At 34.7% G+C, this 22,249-nt stretch carries 14 protein-coding genes; 11 read left to right on the top strand and 3 right to left on the bottom strand.

All coding sequences use genetic code 11. The features are described 5' to 3' along the window. Positions 1–20 precede the first annotated feature (20 nt). Entirely contained in the window at positions 21–821 is an 801-nt protein-coding gene (locus E0F98_RS08870; RefSeq protein WP_132110590.1) for a DUF3575 domain-containing protein, read from the top strand. 48 nt (positions 822–869) lie between these two features. Here E0F98_RS08870 and uvrA read toward each other — a convergent pair whose 3' ends face one another. Beyond that, positions 870–3,662, bottom strand: a complete 2,793-nt coding sequence (gene uvrA, locus E0F98_RS08865) for an excinuclease ABC subunit UvrA (protein WP_132110588.1) — start codon at positions 3,660–3,662, stop codon at positions 870–872. 189 nt (positions 3,663–3,851) lie between these two features. Between uvrA and E0F98_RS08860 the strand changes: the two genes are divergently transcribed. From E0F98_RS08860 to E0F98_RS16025, 9 genes are all read left to right on the top strand, one after another. Continuing rightward, a complete protein-coding gene (locus E0F98_RS08860) occupies positions 3,852–6,653 on the top strand; it encodes a helix-turn-helix and ligand-binding sensor domain-containing protein (protein ID WP_132110586.1) in 2,802 nt (933 codons plus the stop codon). 239 nt (positions 6,654–6,892) lie between these two features. Next, on the top strand, positions 6,893–9,937 hold the full coding sequence (locus E0F98_RS08855) for a SusC/RagA family TonB-linked outer membrane protein (protein WP_132110584.1): 3,045 nt from the start codon (positions 6,893–6,895) through the stop codon (positions 9,935–9,937). 11 nt (positions 9,938–9,948) lie between these two features. After that, the gene (locus tag E0F98_RS08850) at positions 9,949–11,427 is read left to right on the top strand and encodes a RagB/SusD family nutrient uptake outer membrane protein (RefSeq protein ID WP_132110582.1); all 1,479 of its coding nucleotides are present in this window, start codon (positions 9,949–9,951) and stop codon (positions 11,425–11,427) included. Positions 11,428–11,438: 11 nt separating this feature from the next. Then, entirely contained in the window at positions 11,439–13,064 is a 1,626-nt protein-coding gene (locus tag E0F98_RS08845; RefSeq protein ID WP_132110580.1) for a hypothetical protein, read from the top strand. A gap of 11 nt (positions 13,065–13,075) precedes the next feature. Beyond that, positions 13,076–14,716 carry a glycoside hydrolase family 16 protein gene (locus E0F98_RS08840; RefSeq protein ID WP_132110578.1) on the top strand — a complete coding sequence of 547 codons (1,641 nt, stop codon included), beginning with the start codon at positions 13,076–13,078 and terminating at the stop codon, positions 14,714–14,716. Between the two features lie 70 nt (positions 14,717–14,786). After that, complete coding sequence (gene bglX / locus E0F98_RS08835; protein WP_132110576.1) at positions 14,787–17,087, top strand: beta-glucosidase BglX; 2,301 nt, start codon at positions 14,787–14,789, stop codon at positions 17,085–17,087. Positions 17,088–17,089: 2 nt separating this feature from the next. Next, the gene (locus tag E0F98_RS08830) at positions 17,090–17,845 is read left to right on the top strand and encodes a glycoside hydrolase family 16 protein (RefSeq protein WP_132110574.1); all 756 of its coding nucleotides are present in this window, start codon (positions 17,090–17,092) and stop codon (positions 17,843–17,845) included. A 360-nt stretch (positions 17,846–18,205) separates the two neighbouring features. Next, entirely contained in the window at positions 18,206–18,790 is a 585-nt protein-coding gene (locus tag E0F98_RS08825) for an RNA polymerase sigma factor (RefSeq protein ID WP_132110572.1), read from the top strand. A 50-nt stretch (positions 18,791–18,840) separates the two neighbouring features. Then, positions 18,841–18,984, top strand: coding sequence for a hypothetical protein (locus E0F98_RS16025; RefSeq protein WP_165425763.1), 144 nt, complete (start codon positions 18,841–18,843; stop codon positions 18,982–18,984). Between the two features lie 90 nt (positions 18,985–19,074). Here the strand turns inward: E0F98_RS16025 and E0F98_RS08820 are convergent, their stop codons facing one another. Then, positions 19,075–19,725: an endonuclease III domain-containing protein gene (locus E0F98_RS08820; protein ID WP_132110570.1), complete on the bottom strand. Its 651-nt coding sequence runs from the start codon at positions 19,723–19,725 to the stop codon at positions 19,075–19,077. Between the two features lie 326 nt (positions 19,726–20,051). Here E0F98_RS08820 and bcp point away from each other — a divergent pair, with 326 nt between their 5' ends. Then, positions 20,052–20,504 carry a thioredoxin-dependent thiol peroxidase gene (bcp, locus tag E0F98_RS08815; RefSeq protein WP_132110568.1) on the top strand — a complete coding sequence of 151 codons (453 nt, stop codon included), beginning with the start codon at positions 20,052–20,054 and terminating at the stop codon, positions 20,502–20,504. 258 nt (positions 20,505–20,762) lie between these two features. Here the strand turns inward: bcp and E0F98_RS08810 are convergent, their stop codons facing one another. Beyond that, complete coding sequence (locus E0F98_RS08810) at positions 20,763–22,238, bottom strand: TonB-dependent receptor (protein WP_132110566.1); 1,476 nt, start codon at positions 22,236–22,238, stop codon at positions 20,763–20,765. Between the last annotated feature and the right edge of the window lie 11 nt (positions 22,239–22,249).

Genomic DNA, 22,249 nt, shown 5'->3' with positions numbered 1-22,249 from the left:
TAAATTTTTAGCTAGCAATTATGAAAAAAAAATTACTTTACGCAACTGCAATTATGTTTAATGTTTTTGTGGCTTCATCGCAAACAGATACAGCAACAAATACAATAATAGAAAATAGTTCTATAGCAGTAGATAACGAACAGTTTTTACCAAAAAAAAATAATGTTAAAATCAGTTTAACGAGTCTTGCTTTTAAAAATTTTCAATTTCAATATGAAAGGAGCCTTAGCAAGCGTATCGGTGTTGTAATAGGGTATAGTTTTATTCCAAAAGGGAGTGTGCCTTTTAAATCGCAAATAAATGATTTGGTATCTGATGATCCTGACTCTCAAGATATGTTTGCTAATGCTGAATTAGGGTACAATGCTATTACACCTGAAGTTCGATTTTATTTAGGAGAAGGCTATGGAAAAGGATTTTATATTGCTACTTTTTACAGACACTTACAATATGATATTACGGGAGTTAATTTTACTTACACCAATCAACTAAGTGGAAAAGATGATATTGATATGGGCGGAAAACTTTCTGCAAACACTTTTGGATTACAATTTGGTGCACAGTTTAATTTAGGGAAGCACCTTATTTTAGATTGGTGGATTGCAGGTCCTCATTATGGTACTTCTAAAGGGGATTTTGTAGGAGCATCTGACCGAACCTTAACACAATTTGAGCAGGACGAACTTCAAAAAGAGCTTGATAAAATTGAACTTCCTTTATCCGATGTGAATGCCAAGGCTAATGCAAATGGAGCCACAATCAATATTAGTGGACCTTGGGGAGGAATTCGAAGTGGACTAAGTTTAGGGTATAGATTCTAAAGATTATAAAAAAAGCAGAAAATTCGATTCCGAATTTTCTGCTTTTTTTTATAATTTTAAAGCTGTTTTTAAGTATGCTCCAGTAATTGATTTTTTGTTTTTTACAATTTCTTCGGGTGTTCCTACAGCTAGTAATTGTCCTCCATTTTCCCCGCCTTCAGGACCCAAATCAATAATCCAATCGGCACATTTTATAAGGTCGAGATTGTGTTCAATAACTAATATTGAGTGTCCTTTTTCTATTAGTGCTTCAAAAGAAGCTAAAAGTTTCTTTATGTCATGGAAATGCAATCCAGTTGTAGGCTCATCGAAAACAAATAATGCTTTTTCTTTTGTTGCTCCTTTTACTAAGAAAGAAGCTAGTTTTATCCTTTGGGCTTCACCACCGGACAAGGTAGAAGAGGATTGTCCTAATTGAACATACCCCAATCCAACGTCTTGCAATGGTTTTAGTTTCTGTGTGATTTTATGCTGCTGATTTTCTTCGAAAAAGGCCACAGAATCATCAATAGTCATTGTCAGGATATCATTGATGTTTTTGCCAGCAAAAGCAACTTCGAGCACTTCCTTCTTAAATCGCTTTCCATTACAAGTTTCACATGGCAATTGCACATCGGCCATGAAGACCATTTCTACATTTATAGAACCTTCACCTTTGCAGGTTTCACATCGGCCAGCATCGACGTTAAAAGAAAAGTGCTTTGGTAAATAACCTCTTATTTTAGATAATTTTTCTTTGGCATACAATTCTCTAATGTCATCATAAGCTTTGATATAAGTCACAGGATTAGAGCGAGAGCTTCTCCCAATAGGATTTTGATCTACATATTCAATATGTTTTATATTCGAGAAAGAGCCAGTCATTTCAGTGAACTGACCTGCTTTTTCACCCGCGTTGTCTAATTTTTTTTGCATGGCAGGAAACAATATCTTCTTGATCAGTGTACTTTTTCCACTTCCTGAAACTCCTGTAACGACAGTTAGTACATCCAATGGGAAAGTAACATCAATATTTTGAAGATTGTTTTCTCTAGCTCCTTTTATATCGATGAAATTTTTGAATTTTCTTCGTTTTTTTGGTACCGAAATTTCCAAATCACCATTAAGATACTTCGCAGTAAGTGAAGTTGTTTTTAAAATTTCTTCGAATGTTCCTTGAGCAACTAATTCTCCACCGAAGGAACCCGCTTCTGGACCGATGTCGATAATCATATCGGCCGCTTTCATAATATCTTCATCGTGTTCCACCACTATCACGGTATTGCCTAAATCTCTTAACGAAAACAATACTTTTATCAATCGCTCTGTATCTTTTGGGTGTAACCCAATACTTGGCTCATCCAAAATATACATCGAGCCTACCAAACTACTCCCTAGTGAAGTGGCTAAGTTGATACGCTGCGATTCTCCACCAGAAAGAGTAGCTGAATTTCGATTTAAGGTGAGGTAATCTAAACCCACTTCGGTTAAAAAAGACAATCGGTTGTTGATTTCTAATAGTAAACGCTTTGCAATTTGCTTTTCGTAGAAATCTAATTCGATACTTTGGAAAAAGGAAACCAGATGCTTAATTGGTAAATCAACTAAGTCAGAAACTGTTTTGGAGTTGATTTTTACATAAGACGCTTCAACGCGCAAACGCTTTCCATTACAGGAATAGCATTTAGTTTTACCGCGGTAACGGGAAAGCATGACGCGATTCTGTATCTTATAATTTTTTTCTTCTAATTCTTTAAAAAAGTCGTTGAGACCTTGGAAATATTTGTTTCCTTTCCATACCAACTCTTTTTGTTCGTCAGTTAATTGATAAAACGGTTTGTGAATTGGGAAATCAAACTTGTATGCGTTGTTTACTAGTTCATCACGAAACCAGCTCATACTTTCGCCTCGCCAAGGGAAAATGGCATTCTCGTAAACCGATAATGAAGTATTAGGAGTCACAAGTTCAGCATCAATACCTATAATATTACCATATCCTTCGCATACAGGACAAGCTCCATAAGGATTGTTGAAACTGAATAAGTGAACATTTGGCTCTAAGAAAGTAATACCGTCTAGTTCGAAATTATTCGAATAAGAAAACCTTTTATCCGAATTTAATTCTTGTAAGTGGCAGATTCCTTTTCCTTCATAGAAAGCAGTTTGCACCGCGTCTGCAAGGCGATTAAAGAATTCCTCTTCGTCTTTTACTACAATTCGGTCAATGATTAATAGAATGTCTTTATTATCAAGCGAGTGTTGGTCGATTTCGTCCAAACGAATCATTTGATTGTCAACTAAAATACGTGCAAACCCTTGCTGTAGTAATGCTTTTAACTTGTCTTCAAGCTTCCTGCCTTCTTCGAGATGAATTGGAGCCAGAAGCAGCCATTTGCTGTCTAATTCAAAATTTTTAACGTCAGTAACGACATCAGTAACTGTATTTTTTTTAACTTCTTGTCCAGATATTGGTGAAAATGTTCTGCCTATTCGGGCAAAAAGCAATTTCATATAATCGTAGATCTCAGTAGAAGTTCCCACTGTAGAACGGGCGTTTGTAGTGTTTACTTTTTGTTCAATAGCAATCGCAGGTGCAATTCCTTTAATATATTCTACCTTGGGTTTGTCGAGTCTTCCAAGGAATTGCCTCGCATAAGAAGACAAGCTTTCTACATAACGACGTTGTCCTTCGGCATACAAAGTATCAAACGCTAAACTGGATTTTCCAGAACCGGAAAGACCAGTAATTACAACTAATTTGTTGCGCGGAATTACAACATCCACATTCTTTAGATTGTGAACTTGTGCACCTTTAATAATTATGTTTTTCTTGGGATCTATTTTGGAAAGGTCAACTTGCATAAAAAGAAATGTATTTATGCAAAAGTAATCAATTTTGGATAGAGAAACGGAACTGAACAAATCACAAATTTTAGCTAATTGAAGTATTTTAAATTAAATTTGGTTTTCATGACTTAATTTTAATATTTCCTTTCAGACAATAAATGCTTTTTTAGTTTTATTTTTGAAATGTAATAAAATCCTCTTCCATTGAAAACAAAATTATACATCCTTTTCATTCTAATTTCTTCTTTGGCTTTCTCTCAGGAGTTACCACCAATTGTCAAATATTCACCCAACCTTTATGGTGCAGGAAATCAAAATTGGATGATTTCTCAGGATAAAAATCATTTCTTATTTTTTGCTAACAATGAAGGACTACTCGAATATAATGGTTCTAATTGGGAATTATACCCGTCGCCAAATGAAACTATTATACGTTCTGTAAAAGTAATTGATGATAAAATCTATACGGGTAGTTATATGGAATTTGGTTTTTGGGCAAGAAAATCTAATGGAAAGCTCAGTTATACTTCCTTAAGTCAGACCATTAAAACTAAGCTCCTCGACGACGAACAATTTTGGAACATATTAAATTTTGATCAATGGGTTATTTTTCAATCATTAAATAGAATTTATATTTATGATTCCAAGGCGGCTAATTTTAAGATCATATCGCCTGAAACTGGCGTAAATAAATCTTTTAGAGCGAGTAATTCTATTTATTTTCAAACACCTGATGGTGGGCTTTATGAAATTGAAAGTGGGAAAGGTCGATTAGTTTCTGAGCACCCTATTTTGAAAAAAAATAGGATAATAAATATTTCTGTATCTGATGATGGTCTATTAATCCAAACACAGTTAAATGGATTTTATAAACTGATAGGAAAGGAATTATCTAAGTTTTTAACAGAAGCTGATACCCAACTGTCAGCCAGTAGTGTGTATAGCAGTCAAGTACTTTCTGATGGCAATATTGCCATAGGAACCGTGTCTAATGGAATTTTCATTATAGACAGCGCTGGTAAATTGGTATATCATATCTCGCAAAGTAAGGGATTGAGCAATAATACAGCCTTGTCTTTGTTTGAAGATGCGGATAGAAACCTTTGGGTTGGTTTAGATAATGGTATAAATTGCATTAATCTTCAGTCAGCGATTCATAGTTTTGTTGACAATACAGGTGTTTTAGGAACGGTGTATAATTCTAAAGTATACAAGGGTAATTTATATATAGGAACTAATCAAGGGTTGTTTTATAAAAAGTATCAAAGTAATGATACTTTTAAATTTATTTCAGGGACTAAAGGACAAGTATGGTCTTTGTTTGAATACGACGGAACCTTATTTTGCGGTCATGATTCAGGAACCTTTTTAGTAGGAGAAGGTATTGCAAAAAACATATTCCCTTTTTCTGGGACATGGAAATTCGAAACGGTTCCAAATAAAAAAGAGCTGTTGCTTCAAGGAAATTACTATGGTATTTCGGTATTGGAAAAAGTAAATAATGAATGGACTTTTAGAAACAAAATTGCAGGATTTGATTATTCTTCCAAGTATTTTGAAATTGTAAACACAAATGAATTATATGTAAGTCATGAGTATAAAGGCGTTTTTAGACTACAACTAGACAATCAATTATCGAAAATAAAAACTTTCACCTCATATAAAACTCCTAGAAAAGGAAAAAATGCAGGTTTGATCAAGTTTAATAATGCAATTTATTACGCCTACAAAGAAGGTGTATTTAAGCTAAATAATAAAACAAAGCAATTTGAAAAAGATAAGTTATTAAGCGCTATTTTCGAAAAAGACGAATATACTTCTGGAAAATTAATTGTGGACAATTCCAATAAGATCTGGTTATTCTCGAAAAATTACATTCATTATTTTTCACTGAGTAAAATAAATAACCAGCTGAAGCAAAATGTAATTTCTATTCCTTCGTCGTTGACCAACTCTATGTTAGGTTATGAAAATATATCACAGTTGTCAAACTCTGACTATCTTATAGGTACGACTGATGGTTATTATGTTATGAATATCAATGATTTAAGTTTTAAAAACTATAATGTATCCATCACTAACATTGCTACAAATAAACAAAATGCAGCTAATGTTAGTCAGTCAGTTAAAGAAAATGGGGGATTTAAATACGATGATAATAACATTAGTTTTAGTTATACTGTCCCTGAGTATAATAAATATATAAATGTCGAGTATCAATATTTTCTCGAAGGTGTTCACGAAGAATGGAGTGCGTGGAGTGCAAAATCTACAATAAATTTTAAAAACTTACCGCCCGGCAATTATACATTTAAAGTGAAAGCAAAATTTGCAAATTCAACTTTGGATAATACTGCAACATATTCATTTACTATTTTTAAACCTTGGTATGGAACTAACGTTGCCATCTTTATTTATCTCATTTTAATTCTGATAATGGCATATTATATTCATAAAGCGTACAAAAATTATTATCAAAAACAGAAAGAGAAGTTGATTGAAGAGAATAATCTTTTGCTAGAGATTAAAGAATTAGAGAATGAACAACAAATGATGCGAATTAGAAACGAACAGCTTTCTCAGGATGTGGATTCTAAAAGTAGAGAACTGGCGGTCTCCACGATGAGTCTAAATAGTAAGAATGAGTTACTGGCTTTTATTAAAGAAGATCTGAAAAAAACAAATGAAGATGGAAATAGAAGTGTGAAATCTGTTATATCTACAATTAATAAAAACATCTCCAAAGACGATACTTGGAATGTTTTTAAAGAAGCGTTTGATAGTGCCGACAAAGATTTCTTGAAGAAAATAAAATTAGCTCATCCTTCCTTAACACCAAACGACCTTAGACTTTGTGCCTATCTTAGATTAAACCTTTCTTCTAAAGAAGTAGCTCCATTATTGAATATTTCTGTACGTAGTGTCGAAATAAAAAGATACCGATTAAGGAAGAAAATGGAATTGACTCATGAGCAAGGTCTTGTAGAGTATATTTTGGCTGTATAGTTTTACTGTTTTTAAAGAAAATCACCTATACATTACCACAACATTCACGTTGTAGTTGTTGGTTTTACTGTTTTTCAGTATAAAATTTCATTCGGTATTCCTTAGTAAATACGCGGTTTTTTTTAAGATCATATAAAAAAATGATGTTTTTTTTTACGATGTATATTTTATATAGAGGTACTTTTTAACAGAAACTTATGTTTTGAGTGTATTTTTATAATTCACAAAAAACATAAATTATGAAGTCGAATTATCTATTAATCATTTTTCTATTTCTCTCCTCTTTTGGCTTCGCCCAAAGTTTTGATATTGGAGGGACTGTCACCGAAAAAAGTTCTGGGTTATCAATACCTGGAGTTAATGTTCAAATAAAAAACACCAATAAAGGAGTTTCAACTGATTTTGATGGTAAGTTTTCTCTAAAGGGAATTTCATCAGGTTCTGTTGTTGTATTTACATTTATAGGATATAAAACATTTGAATATAAAGTAACTGCTTCAAATAATAGTTTGAATATCTCGATGCAAGATGACGCTAAAGCTTTAGATGAAGTTGTCGTTATTGGTTATGGTAGCCAAAAAAGAAGAGAAATTACAGGTGCTGTATCTGTAGTAGATAGTAAAACACTAGAAATTTTAAAGCCTGTTAAAATCGAACAAGCTTTGCAAGGTACCGTTTCTGGTGTGAATGTTACTACACAATCAGGTTCGCCAGGTGCTGCCTTAGATATTAGAATTCGTGGTATCGCTACAAATGGAGAAAACCGTCCAACGACTATCATTGATGGTTATGTAGGGGAATTAGGGTTGCTAAATCCTAATGATATTGAGTCAATAACAGTATTGAAAGATGCTCAGGCCGCTATTTATGGAACCATTGGTGCTAACGGGGTTATCTTGGTAACGACAAAATCAGGTAAAAAGAATTCTAAATCTCGAATTTCTTATAATACTTATACTGGTTTTCAAGAAGCTTCTAAAAATTTAAACCTATTAAATGCTACTGAATATGCTTTGTTACTAAACGAAAGCTATGCAAATGGTGGTAAAGCATTGCCATATACTAATGTAAGCGGATTAGGAAAAGGAACCAATTGGCAAAAAGAAGTGATGAGTACTTCTGTGCCGATTATCAATCATGATTTATCTATTTCTGGAGGATCTGATAAGGTGACGTACGCAGTGAGTGGTTCCCATTTAGATCAAGAAGGAATAGTAGGCGAAAAAAAATCTGGATTTTTAAGAAATACTGCCAGAGTAGCATTAAATGCGGATGTTTCTGATAAATTGAAGTTGAAAACTAATGTGATTTATACTTATTTTAATCGCAAAACTTTAAATGAAAACGGATTAGGTTCTGTTTTATTTAACGCTTTGAATATTCCTTCTACATTAAGTCCTTATGACAGTAATAATGAGTTAACATTAGTGCCTAACACTACAGGACTAGGAAATGAAATTATTAATCCATTAGCACAAATAGCCAATACGAATAATGACTATAGTTTCAAAAAACTAAATGGAAACTTTGGATTAGAATATAAACTGATAGATGGATTAGTATTAGCCAGTTCAATGGGATTTAATACCTCTAATAGTAAGTCGAGAGATTTTGCTAAGGAGATCAGTTATGGCGGGAAAGTATTTGATGTCGTTCGTAGTTCTGTAACACAAGGTGCTGTAAATGATAACAATTATTCCTTTGATGCTTTTTCAACTTATACTAAGAAAATTGCTGACCACAATTTTGTAACCACACTTGGTAACACGATTTTTAAAGAATGGGGAAATGGTTTATTTGCTACAGGATATGACGTTCCTAATAATTCATGGGACTATGCTGATATTTCATTAACTACAGGAATATTAGATGCAAAAACGAATAGTGCATATGCCTATGACGAAAGACGTCTTTCTTATTTTGGAAGAATGCAATATGACTTTAAAGGGAAATACCTTGTATCAGCAATGTTAAGACGTGACGCTTCGACCAAATTTGGACCTGGAAATAAAGTAGGGTATTTTCCTTCTTTTACAGCAGGTTGGGTAATTTCTGATGAAGGTTTCTTTGGCGAAGACAAAAAAATTAACTTCATGAAATTAAGAGCGAGTTATGGTACACTAGGAAATGACCAAATACCTAACAATGGATATGTAAGCTTATTATCTGGGGAAGCGACCTATGTTTTTGATGGTTCTTTAGTGAATGGTACGGCAGCGGGTCAAATTGCAAATCCTAATTTGAAATGGGAAGAAGCTAGAAAATTTGATGTTGGTTTAGATCTTAAATTATTTAACGATAAAGTTTCTATCGTAACAGATTACTTTATAGATACTCGTAAGGACTTATTAATCCCGAATATTCCAGTATCAGGAATTACAGGAAATTATGCTCCTGGTGCTTCGGCACCTACAGTTAACGCAGGTACAGTTCGTAATTCAGGTGTTGAATTCTCGATAGATTATAAAAATAAATTCTCAGAAAACTTCAATATGAGTCTTGGCTACAATGTTACGTTCTTAGAAAATGAAGTTTTAGAAGTGAATAACGGTACTGGATTTATTGAAGGTGGTGCTTTTGGAGTAGGTCAACCGTCTCCATCTAGAATGCAAGTAGGATTACCAATTGGTTATTTCTATGGATACAAAACGGATGGTGTTTTTCAAAATCAAGCAGAAGTTGTTGCGCATCCTTCACAAGTAGCATTAGGAGCTAATGCAGCGCCTGGAGATATTCGTTTTGAAGATGTTAATAATGATGGTGTTATTGATTCTAATGATAGAACGAATTTAGGAAATCCAATACCTACAGCGACAATGGGTTTCAATTTACAAATGAATTATAAAAATCTTGATTTTGCCGTATATACTTTCGCTTCTGTAGGAAATGATATGGTGAGAAACTACGAGAGAACATTATCTGATGCTAATCGTTTGAATTATGTTTTAGACAGATGGACTGGCGAAGGGACTTCGACTTCAGCTCCGAGAGTGACTACGGGCGCAACTGCAAACAATGTATTCTCTGACTACTTTGTTGAAGACGCTTCGTACTTAAGAATACAAAATATTCAATTAGGATATACTTTAAACCCTACAATTTCTGAAGTTGCTAAAATCACGAAACTACGTCTTTATGCGGGAGTAAATAATTTATACACCTTCACTAAATACAAAGGTTTTGATCCAGGAGCTTCAAATGGTAATCCTATTGGTGGCGGAATCGATTATGGTTTTTATCCCGTTCCTAGAACCTTTTTGTTAGGTCTAAATATTAATTTTTAATTCCAATTAAGATGAAAAAATACACATATATATCAATCACAGCGGCAGCGCTCTTTTCGTTGCTTACTGTTTCCTGTAACGATGACTTTGTCAATCGCGAGCCAGCTTACTCTATTGATTCTGAAAACTATTTCAATTCAAAAACAGATTATGAAAATGCTTTAGTTGCCGCTTATGATCCACTTCAATCATCCTATGTAAACGTGATTTTAGGAGAAATAGCTTCTGACAATACATTAGCGGGAGGAGAAAGCCAAACAGATGTTATCGGTTTTCAACAAATCGACGATATGATTCATACACCAGTAAATAGTAATATAAGAGATATTTGGAATTGGATGTTTGCAGGCGTAAGTAGAACAAATTACATTCTTGAGTTTCAAAATAAAATAGAATTCGAAGGCAAAAAACAAATCCTTGCTGAAACTCGTTTTTTAAGAGCTTATTATCACTTTGAACTAGTGAAATGGTTTGGTGAGATTCCTTTAAAAGGAGATGCTCGTTTTAAAATTGGAGATGAAAAAACAATTGTGCGCTCTTCTGTGGCCGATGTTTATGCATCAATTGAAGCAGATTTAATTTATGCTTCTGAAAATTTGAATGCTAGTGCATCACAAAATGGACGAGCTACTAAAGGAGCTGCGCTTTCTTTATTAGGAAAAGCATATTTGTTTCAAAATAACTTTGCTAAGGCGGCAACAACTTTTGATCAAGTTATTGCATTACAAAAATATTCATTAGTTGCAGACTATAATTCAATATTTGAAGCTGAAGGAGAAAACGGAGCTGAATCTGTTTTTGAAGTACAGTATACTGATGTGGAAGGTGCCGGATTTGGGTGCTTGCAATGTAGTGAAGGAAATGTAGCAGTTGGGTTTAACGGACCTAGAAATTACACAGGAACGGTTTTCACCTCAGGTTTTAGTTTCAATGTGCCTACCGCCAAAATTGCAAATGCTTTTGAAGTAGGAGACAATCGTAAGGATGTTGCCATATTAGACATTAAAGACTGGGCATTGAAAACTGGAGCTACTTATGGTGAAGGTTATGAGCATACAGGCTTTTTTAATAGAAAATACATCCCAAGAAAAAGAAGTGCCTCTGCGGCAGGGGATTTAAATTTAACTAATCCGAATAATTACAGAGCCATTCGTTATGCTGATGTATTATTAATGGCAGCCGAAGCGAATAGCAAGGGGAATATTGATGAGGCTAAGGCTAGAGGTTATTTGAATCAAGTAAGAAGAAGAGCATTTGGAGATTTGAATCACGATATTACTGCATCTGGTCCTGCATTGACAGATTTTATTTTAGCCGAAAGAAGGTTAGAGTTAGTAGGTGAAGGTCACCGTTTCTTTGATTTAGTTCGAACTGGTAAAGCAGCTCAAGAAATACCGGGATTTACAGCTGGTAAAAATGAAGTTTTTCCTGTACCTATCGAAGAAATTCAATTTTCTAACGGAAACTGGAAGCAAAATCCTAACTACTAAATAGCAAAACGATGAAAAATATAAAATATATAACAAGTCTTATTGTGGCAGCCCTAGTTTTTAGCTGCTCTACAGAGAATGATCTTATTGATTTAGATTCTCTTGCAGCACCATCTAATATTTCGGCATTGACTACAGTGACTCAGGATAATACAGGAAAGGTGACTTTTTTACCAAAGGGAGAAGGGGTTACTCGATATGAAATTCTATTTGGAGACGGAACAATTGCTCCTGCGTATGTAGGTCCAGGAGAATCCGTAGAACATACCTATAAAGAAGGTGTTTATGACGCAAAAATTATAGGAACGACTCTTAACGGTAAAAAAACAGAGGTTACTCAAAAAGTGGTGGTTTCATTTAGAGCACCTGAGAATTTAGTTGTTACTATCGAAAATGATTTGGCTGTTTCTAAAAAAGTAAACGTAAAAGCAACAGCAGATTTTGCTTTGTTTTATGATGTTTATTTTGGTGAAACCGGAAAACCAGACCCAATAAGTGCTAATAATGGAGAATCACTTTCTTATACCTATCAAAATGCTGGAGTTTATACTATTAGAGTGGTTTCTAAAAGTGCTGCTGTTAAAACTACCGAATTTACGCAAGTATTCACGGTAACTGTAGTGAACAAGCCTTTTACCTCTGCACCAACTCCTCCTAATAGACAAGCTGGGGATGTGATTTCTATTTATAGTGCAAAATACACTGACGTTGCTGGAACTAATTATTTTCCAGATTGGGGACAAGGCGGTCAAGGAAGTGCTTGGGCTGAGTTTGATTTGAACGGTGATAAAATGCTGAATTATATTAAGTTGAGTTACCAAGGGATTGCTCTGGCTGACGATAAAACAATTGACGTGTCTGGAATGGAATTCATTCACATGGACGTTTGGACTGCGGATTTACAAAAATTAGAAACCTCTTTAATTAGTAAAACTAGTGGTGAAAAACCTGTCGTAAAAGACTTAGTTGCTAACCAATGGAATAGTATTGATATTCCAATTTCAGCCTTTACAAGTCAAGGATTAACCGTTGCTGATATCTTTCAATTGAAATTTGTTGGGACACCTTGGGCAACTGGAAGTGTTTTTATTGATAATATTTATTTCTATAAAGCACCTGCAGCATTGCTTCAAATACCAATTGATTTTGAATCGACTACATTAACCTATCCATGGGCTGGTTTTGGAGCTTCTGATTTTGGGCCTATTCCAGTTTCAGTAGTAGCTAATCCAGACAAAACAGGGAACAATGTTTCTAATAAAGTGGTTAAAATAGAAAAACCTACTGGTGCTCAAGTTTGGGCGGGAGCTAGTTTAGATTTAGATTCGAAGGTTGATTTTACCAAAGGAACTAAGGTAAAAATTAATGTTTGGTCGCCAAAAGCGGGTGCGAAAATATTATTGAAAATGGAAGTTTCTACATCTCCAAAAGATGGAAATGGAAATCCAACTGTTTTTGTGGAGGTGGAAGCCACTGCTACTGTCGCTAATTCTTGGCAAGTACTCACTTTCGATTTGACTACTTCATCGGCATTTAATTCAGCTAATGCTTATGATAGAGTGATTTTGTTTCCAGATTTTGGAGTAGCTGGTTCCGGCACAAGCTATTATTTTGACGACATTAAACAATCCAACTAAAAATTTACAAGATGAAAAAGATATTAATAAATTCAATAACCATTATCACATTGCTGTTGATGGTGAATTGTTCCAAAGATGATTATTCGTTTGGCTCATTGACGGCACCTTCAAATATAGATGTTCAATATGAGGTAATTGGAAAAACAACTGCTACACCTGATGGTGATGGAACAGGAAAAGTAAAATTTACAGTAAAAGCTGAGGATGCCATATCCTATAAATTTGTTTTTACTGATGGTACTTCTGAAAATGCACCAAACGGTGTTTTTGAAAAGCGTTTCACTAAAGTGGGTGTAAATACATACACCGTTACTGTTATTGCTTCTGGAAAAGGAGGAGTGACTTCTAATACTACCGTTGATGTAAAGGTTTTAAGTACTTTTAGTGATGATGAAGCAGTTGCATTATTAACTGATGGAACATCAAAAAAATGGTATTTCTCCGCTTCAGAAGTAGGACATTTAGGTGTGGGGCCCAACAATTCAGATGCGACTCAAAATTATTATGGGTTTTATTACCAAGCGGCCGCTTTTGAAAAAGCAGGAGCAGCAAGTAGCAGTTGTCTATACGATAATGTACTAACTTTTTCTGTTGTTGGTGATCAGTTGAAATACAATTTAGACAACGGAGGAAAAACATTTTTTAATGCATCTTTCTTAAGTGTTGGCGGTGGTTCAGGAAATGATGATTCTTGTTTGAATTATACTTCTTCTGGAATAAAATCAGTTTCATTAAGCCCTTCGGAATCATTTGTAACTAAAAATCCAGATGCTGCGACTCAAACAAGAGGAACATTAATGACTATCGCTGATGGCGGATTTATGGGGTATTATATAGGTCAAAGTAGTTATGAAATATTGTCCTTAACAGCTAATCGTATGGTGGTAAGAGCAGTTATGGGTGGGGATCCAGCTTTAGTTTGGTATCACACTTTTACCACAACAAAACCAACACAAACTGTAACCGATTACACAACTTTAGCTTGGTCTGACGAATTTAATACTGACGGCGCACCAGATGCTACCAAATGGACTTATGATTTAGGTGCAGGTGGTTGGGGAAACAGCGAATTACAGACCTATACAAGTAATGCCGAAAATGTGATTGTTGCTGGTGGAAACTTGAAAATTACCGCTAAAAAAGAGGGTTCAGGATATACTTCGACTCGATTAAAATCAGAAGGGAAATATAAGTTCACCTATGGTAAAGTTGAGGTGAGAGCTAAATTACCTTCAGGCGGCGGAACATGGCCTGCAATCTGGATGTTGGGTTCAGATTATGCAACCAATACATGGCCAGGTTGCGGTGAGATAGACATTATGGAACACAAAGGAAATGAACCAAATGTAATTCATGGAACCTTGCATTATCCAGGGCGTTCTGGAGGAAATGGAAACACAAGTACCAAAACGATTGCAAATGCTTCTTCTGAATTTCATGTTTACAAAGCGATATGGAGTCCTGCTTCGGTAAAATTGTATATAGATGATGCGTTATTTCACACTGTGGCAAATGATAATACTTTGCCCTTTAACAAAGACTTTTTCATGATTTTGAACGTAGCCATGGGAGGGACTTTTGGAGGAGCAGTAGATCCAGCTTTCACTCAATCTTCGATGGAGATCGACTATGTGCGAGTGTACCAATAATCAGATGAATTAATTAAATACTTAAAAGGTCGATTTTTATCGACCTTTTAAATAAATAAAAATATAGAAGATGAGGAATATAAAGATAGTATCATTAGTTATATCTACCGTTGTTATCCTAAGTTGTAGCCAAAAAATCATTCAACCAAAAGTAGTGTTTTCCAAAAAGGATATTTTGGAAAATAGAGTAGATTCGGTAATGAAACTAATGACATTAGAAGAAAAAATTGGACAATTAAATCAGTACAATGGTTTTTGGGAAATAACGGGGCCTACGCCAAAAGAAGGACAAGCTGCTAAAAAATATGCCGATCTTAAGAACGGATTAGTTGGTTCGATGCTAAATGTAAAAGGAGTCAAAGACGTTAGAGCCTTGCAAAAAATTGCAGTAGAAGAAACCCGATTAGGGATTCCATTAATTTTTGGATTCGATGTGATTCATGGATACAAAACTATAAGCCCTATTCCATTAGCAGAAGCCGCAAGTTGGGATTTAGTAGAAATCAAAAGATCAGCGGCAGTCGCTGCCGAAGAAGCTGCTTCTGTTGGTTTAAACTGGACTTTTGCACCTATGGTAGATATTTCACGGGACGCCCGTTGGGGACGTGTGATGGAAGGTTCAGGCGAAGATCCTTATTTAGGAAGTCAAATAGCAGTTGCTCGAGTGCAAGGTTTTCAAGGAGATAATTTAAATGCCAAGAATACGATTTTGGCTACTGCAAAGCATTTTGCTGGATATGGTTTTTCCGAGTCGGGTAGAGATTACAATACGGTTGATGTAGGTGAATCTACTTTGCAAAACATTATTTTCCCACCTTTTAAAGCAGCGGTAGATGCAGGTGTACGCACATTTATGAACTCGTTTAATGAATTAAACGGAATTCCTGCCACAGGAAATAAATACTTGCAAAGGGATATTTTAAAAGAGGATTGGAAATTTGATGGTTTTGTAGTCTCAGATTGGGGTTCAATTAACGAAATGATGGCTCACGGTTATGCTAAAGACAGTAAACAAGCCGCTGAAATCGCAATCAACGCTGGCTCAGACATGGATATGGAATCTTATGCTTATGTCGAGTATTTATCGGCATTAGTAAAAGAAGGGAAAGTAAAAGAAAGTGTAATAGATGATGCCGCTCGTAGAATATTGAGAGTGAAATTTGAATTGGGCTTATTCGATAATCCTTATTTATATTGTGACGAAAACTATGAGAAAGAAACAGTAGGAAAACCTGCTTTTCAGGAAGCAGTTCTCGAAATGGCTAAGAAGTCAATCGTATTATTGAAAAACGAAAAAGAACTTTTGCCACTTAAAAAATCTGGTCAAAAAATAGTAGTTATTGGTGCATTAGCAAATGATAAAACGAGTCCCCTGGGAAGTTGGAGAATTGCTGCTGACGATGAATCTGCCGTTTCTTTGTTAGAGGGAATGCAAAAATACAAAGGCAACAACTTAACGTATATTAAAGGTGCTGATGTAGCTGTAGGTAGAACTCAGTTTGTTTGGGAAACTAAAATTAACATGACAGACAAAAGCGGATTTGCCGAGGCAATCAAAGCAGCCAAAGGAGCTGATGTGGTAGTTATGTCCTTAGGTGAACACGGATTGCAATCTGGAGAGGGTAGAAGTAGAACAGATCTTGGCTTAGCAGGTGTGCAACAAGAGTTATTAGAGGAAGTTTATAAAGTAAATCCTAATGTTGTCTTGGTACTAAATAATGGACGACCACTAGCGATTCCGTGGGCAGATGAAAATATTCCGGCGATTGTTGAAGCCTGGCATCTGGGAACACAAAGCGGAAATGCAATTGCACAAGTTTTATACGGTGATTACAATCCAAGTGGAAAATTACCTATGACTTTTCCCAGAAGCGTCGGTCAAGTACCTATCTACTATAATTACAAAAACACGGGTCGTCCAGTGATGACGGAGCCTGATAGTGTTTTTTGGTCACATTACATTGATGAGGAAAATACGCCTCTGTATCCTTTTGGATATGGACTAAGTTATTCTAAATTTGAATATTCTAATATAGAATTAAGTCAAAAATCATTTGCAGACAATGGCCAAATCGAAGTATCGGTACTATTAAAAAATACTGGCAAATATAGTGGTAAGGAAGTTGTGCAATTGTACATTCGTGATTTATTTGCCTCGGTAACTCGTCCAGTTTTAGAATTAAAAGGATTTGAAATGATAGAATTGCAGCCAAACGAAACAAAAAAAGTTTCCTTTGTAATTAATAAAAAGACAATCGAATTCTTTTCAGCTAATTCAAAATGGGAAGCTGAAGCAGGTGATTTTAAAGTGTTCGTAGGCGGAAGTTCTACAAAAACATTAGAAGCTGATTTTCAATATAAAAAGAACTAATGATGAATAAATTTTTAATTTTACTGATGGTAGGTTCGATTTCTTTGGCACAGCCAAAAGGAAAGAAACTGGTATGGGAAGAAAATTTTAATGGAACTCAATTAAATGAGGAAACTTGGAACGTTGAACTAGGAGATGGATGCCCCAACTGTGGTTGGGGCAATAATGAACGTCAATTGTATACCAATGATAATCATCAGTTGGTGAACGGGAAATTAGTAATTACTGCTATAAAAGAAGGCGATAAATACTCATCAACCCGAATCACGACCAAAGGGAAAAAAGAATTTCAATACGGTTATTTTGAAGCCAAAGCTAAGCTACCTATAGGTCACGGAGTTTGGCCCGCATTCTGGATGCTCGGAGCTAATATTGATAGCGTAGGTTGGCCAAAATGCGGAGAAATTGATATTTTAGAATATGTAGGCAAAGAACCTGATATTGTTTTTACTTCGCTACATACACAAGACAGTCATGGAAATACTATTAATACTAAGAAAACAAAAATAGAAACCATCGAAGAAGGTTTTCACGTTTATGCAATAGATTGGACGAGGGATAAAATTGATTTTTTTGTCGATAAAAAATTAGTATACACTTTTAATCCAGAGAATAAAACGAACGCAACTTGGCCATTTAATCAACCTTTTTATTTTTTAGTAAATCTGGCAATTGGAGGAAATTTTGGAGGACCAGAAGTTGATGATTCTATTTTTCCGCAAGATTTTTCTGTAGATTACATCAGAGTTTATCAATAAATAGGGATGTTCTCCGTAAGAAAAGTAGCAAGTAAATTTAAACTTGCTACTTTTTTATTTTCAAATAATAGCTAACATCTTTACATTTGATTGCCACACTATTCGATGCTATTAATACGTATTGCAATGTTTGTCATGTCTTATGCTGTTCTGTAAAAATATTTCGAGTGAAAATTAGCTCCTTATTTTTAACACTATAAAACATACGCTGTTAATTTTTCGCAATTTTATTTGCTTGTTAGTGTAAATATTTGTTAAATTTGAATAACAAACTGAATTATAAATAAAGCCAGCCTATAGTATAAAACTACTTTTTAGAAAATTTATTCCAAATTTTAACAAGAACTAAAAGGTATAACTATGGATTGTATACAACCTTCAGACGCTTTATTGGTACAGAATTATGTAGCAGGTAATGAAGAAGCCCTGTCGACATTAATCAAGAGACACGAATCAAGAATTTACGGCTTCATCTACTCTAAAATCTCAGATCGAGATGTTTCAAATGATATTTTTCAAGATACTTTTATCAAAGTAATCAAAACTCTAAAGTCTAACTCCTATAATGAAGAGGGAAAGTTTTTACCTTGGGTAATGCGTATCTCGCACAATCTCATTATTGACCATTTTAGAAAAAACAAGAAAATGCCTCTATTTAGAGAAACTGAGGAGTTTTCTATTTTTTCAATAATGTCTGATGACTCTCCTACAATCGAAAATAAAATCATAGCTGATCAAGTAGAGCTGGATATAAAGAAGCTGATAGAAGAGCTTCCTCTTGATCAAAAAGAAGTGTTAGTAATGCGCATGTATCAGGACATGAGCTTCAAAGAAATTTCAGAAATTACAGGGGTTAGTATTAATACGTCTTTAGGCAGAATGCGTTACGCTTTAATGAATTTGAGGAAAGTTATTGACAAACATCAAATTGTTTTAACGAATTAACAATATATCAATATATGCTGCGTTACTATTATAAACAAACTAATCGCAGCATGGCAAAAATTTACTCTAAAAAATCATTAGCTAATAAGGCAATGAAACCAAGAAAAGAAGTCATTTCTTTTCTGTTAAACTATTCTAAGGCATTATGCATGATAGAAATTGATAATCATAGTTTCGAAATTATTTCTAATTAGAATTATTTTTAATTACAATGCTTAAACTTCAAATTCTATAGGGATTTGGATGTGTAAATTTCACTAGTCTGTAGTTCAAACTAGTGAAATTTATTTTTTATAGTAGCTATCTAAGACCGTTTTTCGCCCTACCGTTTTAGTAATAATGTCTTTTTCTAAGTCCCAACCTCGGGCTGGAGAATATTCCCTTCCATACCATATTATTTGCAGGTGTAAGTCATTCCATATTTCTTCAGGAAAAATACGTTTAGCATCTTTCTCCGTTTGGACTACGTTTTTGCCATTAGTCAAATTCCAACGGTACATCAAGCGATGAATGTGAGTGTCGACAGGGAAAGCTGGAACCCCAAAAGCCTGAGACATAACTACACTAGCAGTTTTATGTCCCACAGCTGGTAATTCTTCGAGATACTCAAAGCTCTGCGGCACTTCTCCGCCGTGTTTGTCGATTAAAATATGGGATAAACCATGAATTCCCTTCGATTTCATTGGTGATAAACCACAAGGTCTAATGATCTCCTTAATTTCTTCAACTGACATTTTTATCATATCATACGGATTATCAGCCTTGGCAAAAAGTAAAGGCGTAATTTGATTCACACGTACATCGGTGCATTGTGCAGAGAGCAGCACCGCAATCAATAAAGTATAAGGATCCTTATGGTCTAGAGGAATGGGAATGGTTGGATATAATTCTTTTAACGTATTTATAACAAATGTTACCCGCTCTTGCTTAGTCATTTTTGTATTTTTATATCTTGTAAAAATAACATAAATTTTAGGATGTGCCTAATCCAGCTGTTCATTGCAAGTCCTCCTTCAAAAAAAACTTTTTTCTAAGTTTATAAAGGAGCTTCCTTACGGTTGCTCTTTATAATCAAGAAAAAATAGTTTTTATTCAGTCCGGGCTTTTCATTACCATCTGGGGCATGGCAAAAAACAATAGCAATATCAAAAACAATAGCAATAGCAATATCAATTGCAATAGAATATTAAAAATAATTAGAAAAGAAGCTTTGTGGCCTTCGTGAAAAATCTTTGTGCACACTGCGATTAAATAGAAGAATATGACAACATTACAAAAAGGGGATAAAGCGCCTGATTTTTCGGGATTAGATCAATATGGGAATTCTCATAAACTAGGAGATTACAAAGGGAAAAAATTAGTGGTTTTCTTTTACCCAAAGGCAAGTACACCAGGTTGTACCGCCGAAGCTTGTGATCTAAGAGATAATTTCGAGCGTTTTAAAGCTAATAATTATGCACTCTTGGGCGTAAGTGCTGACGCGGCAGCAAAGCAAGCTAAATTTAAAGAAAAATATGATTTTCCATTTCCATTATTGGCAGATGAGGATAAATCAGTAATCGAAGCTTTCGGAGTTTGGGGACCTAAAAAATTCATGGGAAAAGAATACGATGGAATTCACAGAACTACTTTTGTAATCGACGAAAACGGAATTATAGATGAGGTAATAGAAAAAGTGAAAACCAAAGCTCATGCTGATCAAATATTGAAGTAAGTCCATTGTTTTATACTACATTTTCGTTTAACTATTACTAGCGCTATTTGTCACGCTGGAAGTTTCTCAGTAAACTTGCTCACTTGTCCATAGACGCTTTCAGCGAGACAAACTAGGAGGTGCAGTGTGTGAAAAATAGAATGCTTTGTTATTGGATAACACGGTATTCATGATTAGTACAAATCTAATCACTTAAAAAATAAAAACCTCGTTTAAAATAGCTTTAAACGAGGTTTTTATGTGTTTTAATAGTTTGAATTAACTATCAGTATTCAAATTAGTATCTATCAAAGTTTTTGTTGGATTGTACCCAAAAAGACTGTGTTCCTTTATTATTTCAGAAATTCCGGGAGGAAGCATTGGTTCCCAGCCAGGTTTGCCGTCGCTAATCATCTTTAATACTTCACGCGAGAATACTTCAAGAATTTCGGGTTCAAAATCATCGATATCAACTACTTTACCGTTGAATTTGAAGAATTTGTATAATTCTTTCATTCTAGGATGTACTTTTAGATTTTCGGAGGTGGTGATATTTCCATCTTCATCCAGCATTGGATATAAAAACACCTTCATATCACGGAAAAATAATTTTCCGAAAGCTTCCAGAATTCCACCACTTAAATGTCGGTAGTATTTTTCATCAAAAATATCAACCAGGTTATTTACTCCCATGGCTAATCCCATTCTTGCTTTGGTATAATTAGCAAAATATTCGACAACTTTGTAATATTCCTGGAAATTAGAAATCATTACTGTTTGTCCAAGTGAACAAAGCAATTCCGCTCTGTCCATGAAATCGCGTTCGTCGATCTCCCCGTCAGAACGCAGGTTAGACAAGGTGATTTCAAAAACAACCAGCGTATTTTCTTTCTCCACTTTGTTTTCTTCAAGAAACATTTTTAGTGATTTCTTGTACATGTCCATATTTACTCTCGTAACAGGACGAAAACTACCTCTTAGAGCAAGTATGTTCTTTTTATATAAGATGGCTGCAGGAAGTATGTTTCTACCTTCAGGATCAAACATAACCGCATCGGTCATTCCGTTTTTTACTAATTGTAAACTCATCAAACGATTGTCTACATCAGCAAAACGTGGGCCTGAGAAATTAATAGTGTCGATCTCTAGTTGGTCTTTGTCTAAATGGTCGTATAAATAACGCAGTAATCGTTTAGGATCATTGTATTTATAAAAGGCACCGTAGATTAAATTCACTCCTAGAATACCAAGGGTTTCTTGTTGTAATCGAGCGTCAGTTTCTTTAAAACGGATGTGGAGTATAATTTCGTTGTAGTCTTCATCTGGTTCGATTTGGTATCGAATTCCTACCCAACCGTGTCCTTTAAATTGTTTGGCAAAATCAATAGTAGCGACCGTATTAGCGTAACTAAAAAACATTTTATTGGGATGTTTTTCTCTGCTCAATCGTTTTTCAATGAGTTCACCTTCCATGGTGATCATTCTTTTAAGTCGGCTTTCAGTTACATAGCGGCCGTCTTTTTCGATACCATATATTGCGTCACTAAAATCTTTGTCATAAGCTGACATTGCCTTCGCGATAGTTCCAGAAGAACCACCAGATCTAAAAAAATGTCTTACAGTTTCTTGTCCAGCACCAATTTCAGCAAAAGTTCCATATATATTTTCATTCAAATTGATACGGAGTGCTTTATCTTTTATTGAGGGTATTTGTGCGATGACTTTGTCACCTTTTAATTTTATTTCTGTGTCCATTTTATTTTAAA

This window comes from Flavobacterium hiemivividum (assembly GCF_004349145.1).
Taxonomy (GTDB): Bacteria; Bacteroidota; Bacteroidia; order Flavobacteriales; family Flavobacteriaceae; genus Flavobacterium; species Flavobacterium hiemivividum.
Note: the sequence above shows the minus strand (reverse complement) of the source record. Positions and strands in the feature narration are given on the sequence as shown.

What these genes read in the sequence shown, in the direction of transcription:
- E0F98_RS16025 (WP_165425763.1), top strand. Translation starts at nt 18,841, where the DNA reads ATGGCAAAAATTTACTCTAAAAAATCATTAGCTAATAAGGCAATGAAA.
- bglX (WP_132110576.1), top strand. Translation starts at nt 14,787, where the DNA reads ATGAGGAATATAAAGATAGTATCATTAGTTATATCTACCGTTGTTATC.
- E0F98_RS08810 (WP_132110566.1), bottom strand. Translation starts at nt 22,238, where the DNA reads ATGGACACAGAAATAAAATTAAAAGGTGACAAAGTCATCGCACAAATA.
- E0F98_RS08845 (WP_132110580.1), top strand. Translation starts at nt 11,439, where the DNA reads ATGAAAAATATAAAATATATAACAAGTCTTATTGTGGCAGCCCTAGTT.
- E0F98_RS08825 (WP_132110572.1), top strand. Translation starts at nt 18,206, where the DNA reads ATGGATTGTATACAACCTTCAGACGCTTTATTGGTACAGAATTATGTA.
- E0F98_RS08830 (WP_132110574.1), top strand. Translation starts at nt 17,090, where the DNA reads ATGAATAAATTTTTAATTTTACTGATGGTAGGTTCGATTTCTTTGGCA.
- E0F98_RS08820 (WP_132110570.1), bottom strand. Translation starts at nt 19,725, where the DNA reads ATGACTAAGCAAGAGCGGGTAACATTTGTTATAAATACGTTAAAAGAA.
- E0F98_RS08850 (WP_132110582.1), top strand. Translation starts at nt 9,949, where the DNA reads ATGAAAAAATACACATATATATCAATCACAGCGGCAGCGCTCTTTTCG.
- E0F98_RS08855 (WP_132110584.1), top strand. Translation starts at nt 6,893, where the DNA reads ATGAAGTCGAATTATCTATTAATCATTTTTCTATTTCTCTCCTCTTTT.
- bcp (WP_132110568.1), top strand. Translation starts at nt 20,052, where the DNA reads ATGACAACATTACAAAAAGGGGATAAAGCGCCTGATTTTTCGGGATTA.
- E0F98_RS08870 (WP_132110590.1), top strand. Translation starts at nt 21, where the DNA reads ATGAAAAAAAAATTACTTTACGCAACTGCAATTATGTTTAATGTTTTT.
- E0F98_RS08840 (WP_132110578.1), top strand. Translation starts at nt 13,076, where the DNA reads ATGAAAAAGATATTAATAAATTCAATAACCATTATCACATTGCTGTTG.
- uvrA (WP_132110588.1), bottom strand. Translation starts at nt 3,662, where the DNA reads ATGCAAGTTGACCTTTCCAAAATAGATCCCAAGAAAAACATAATTATT.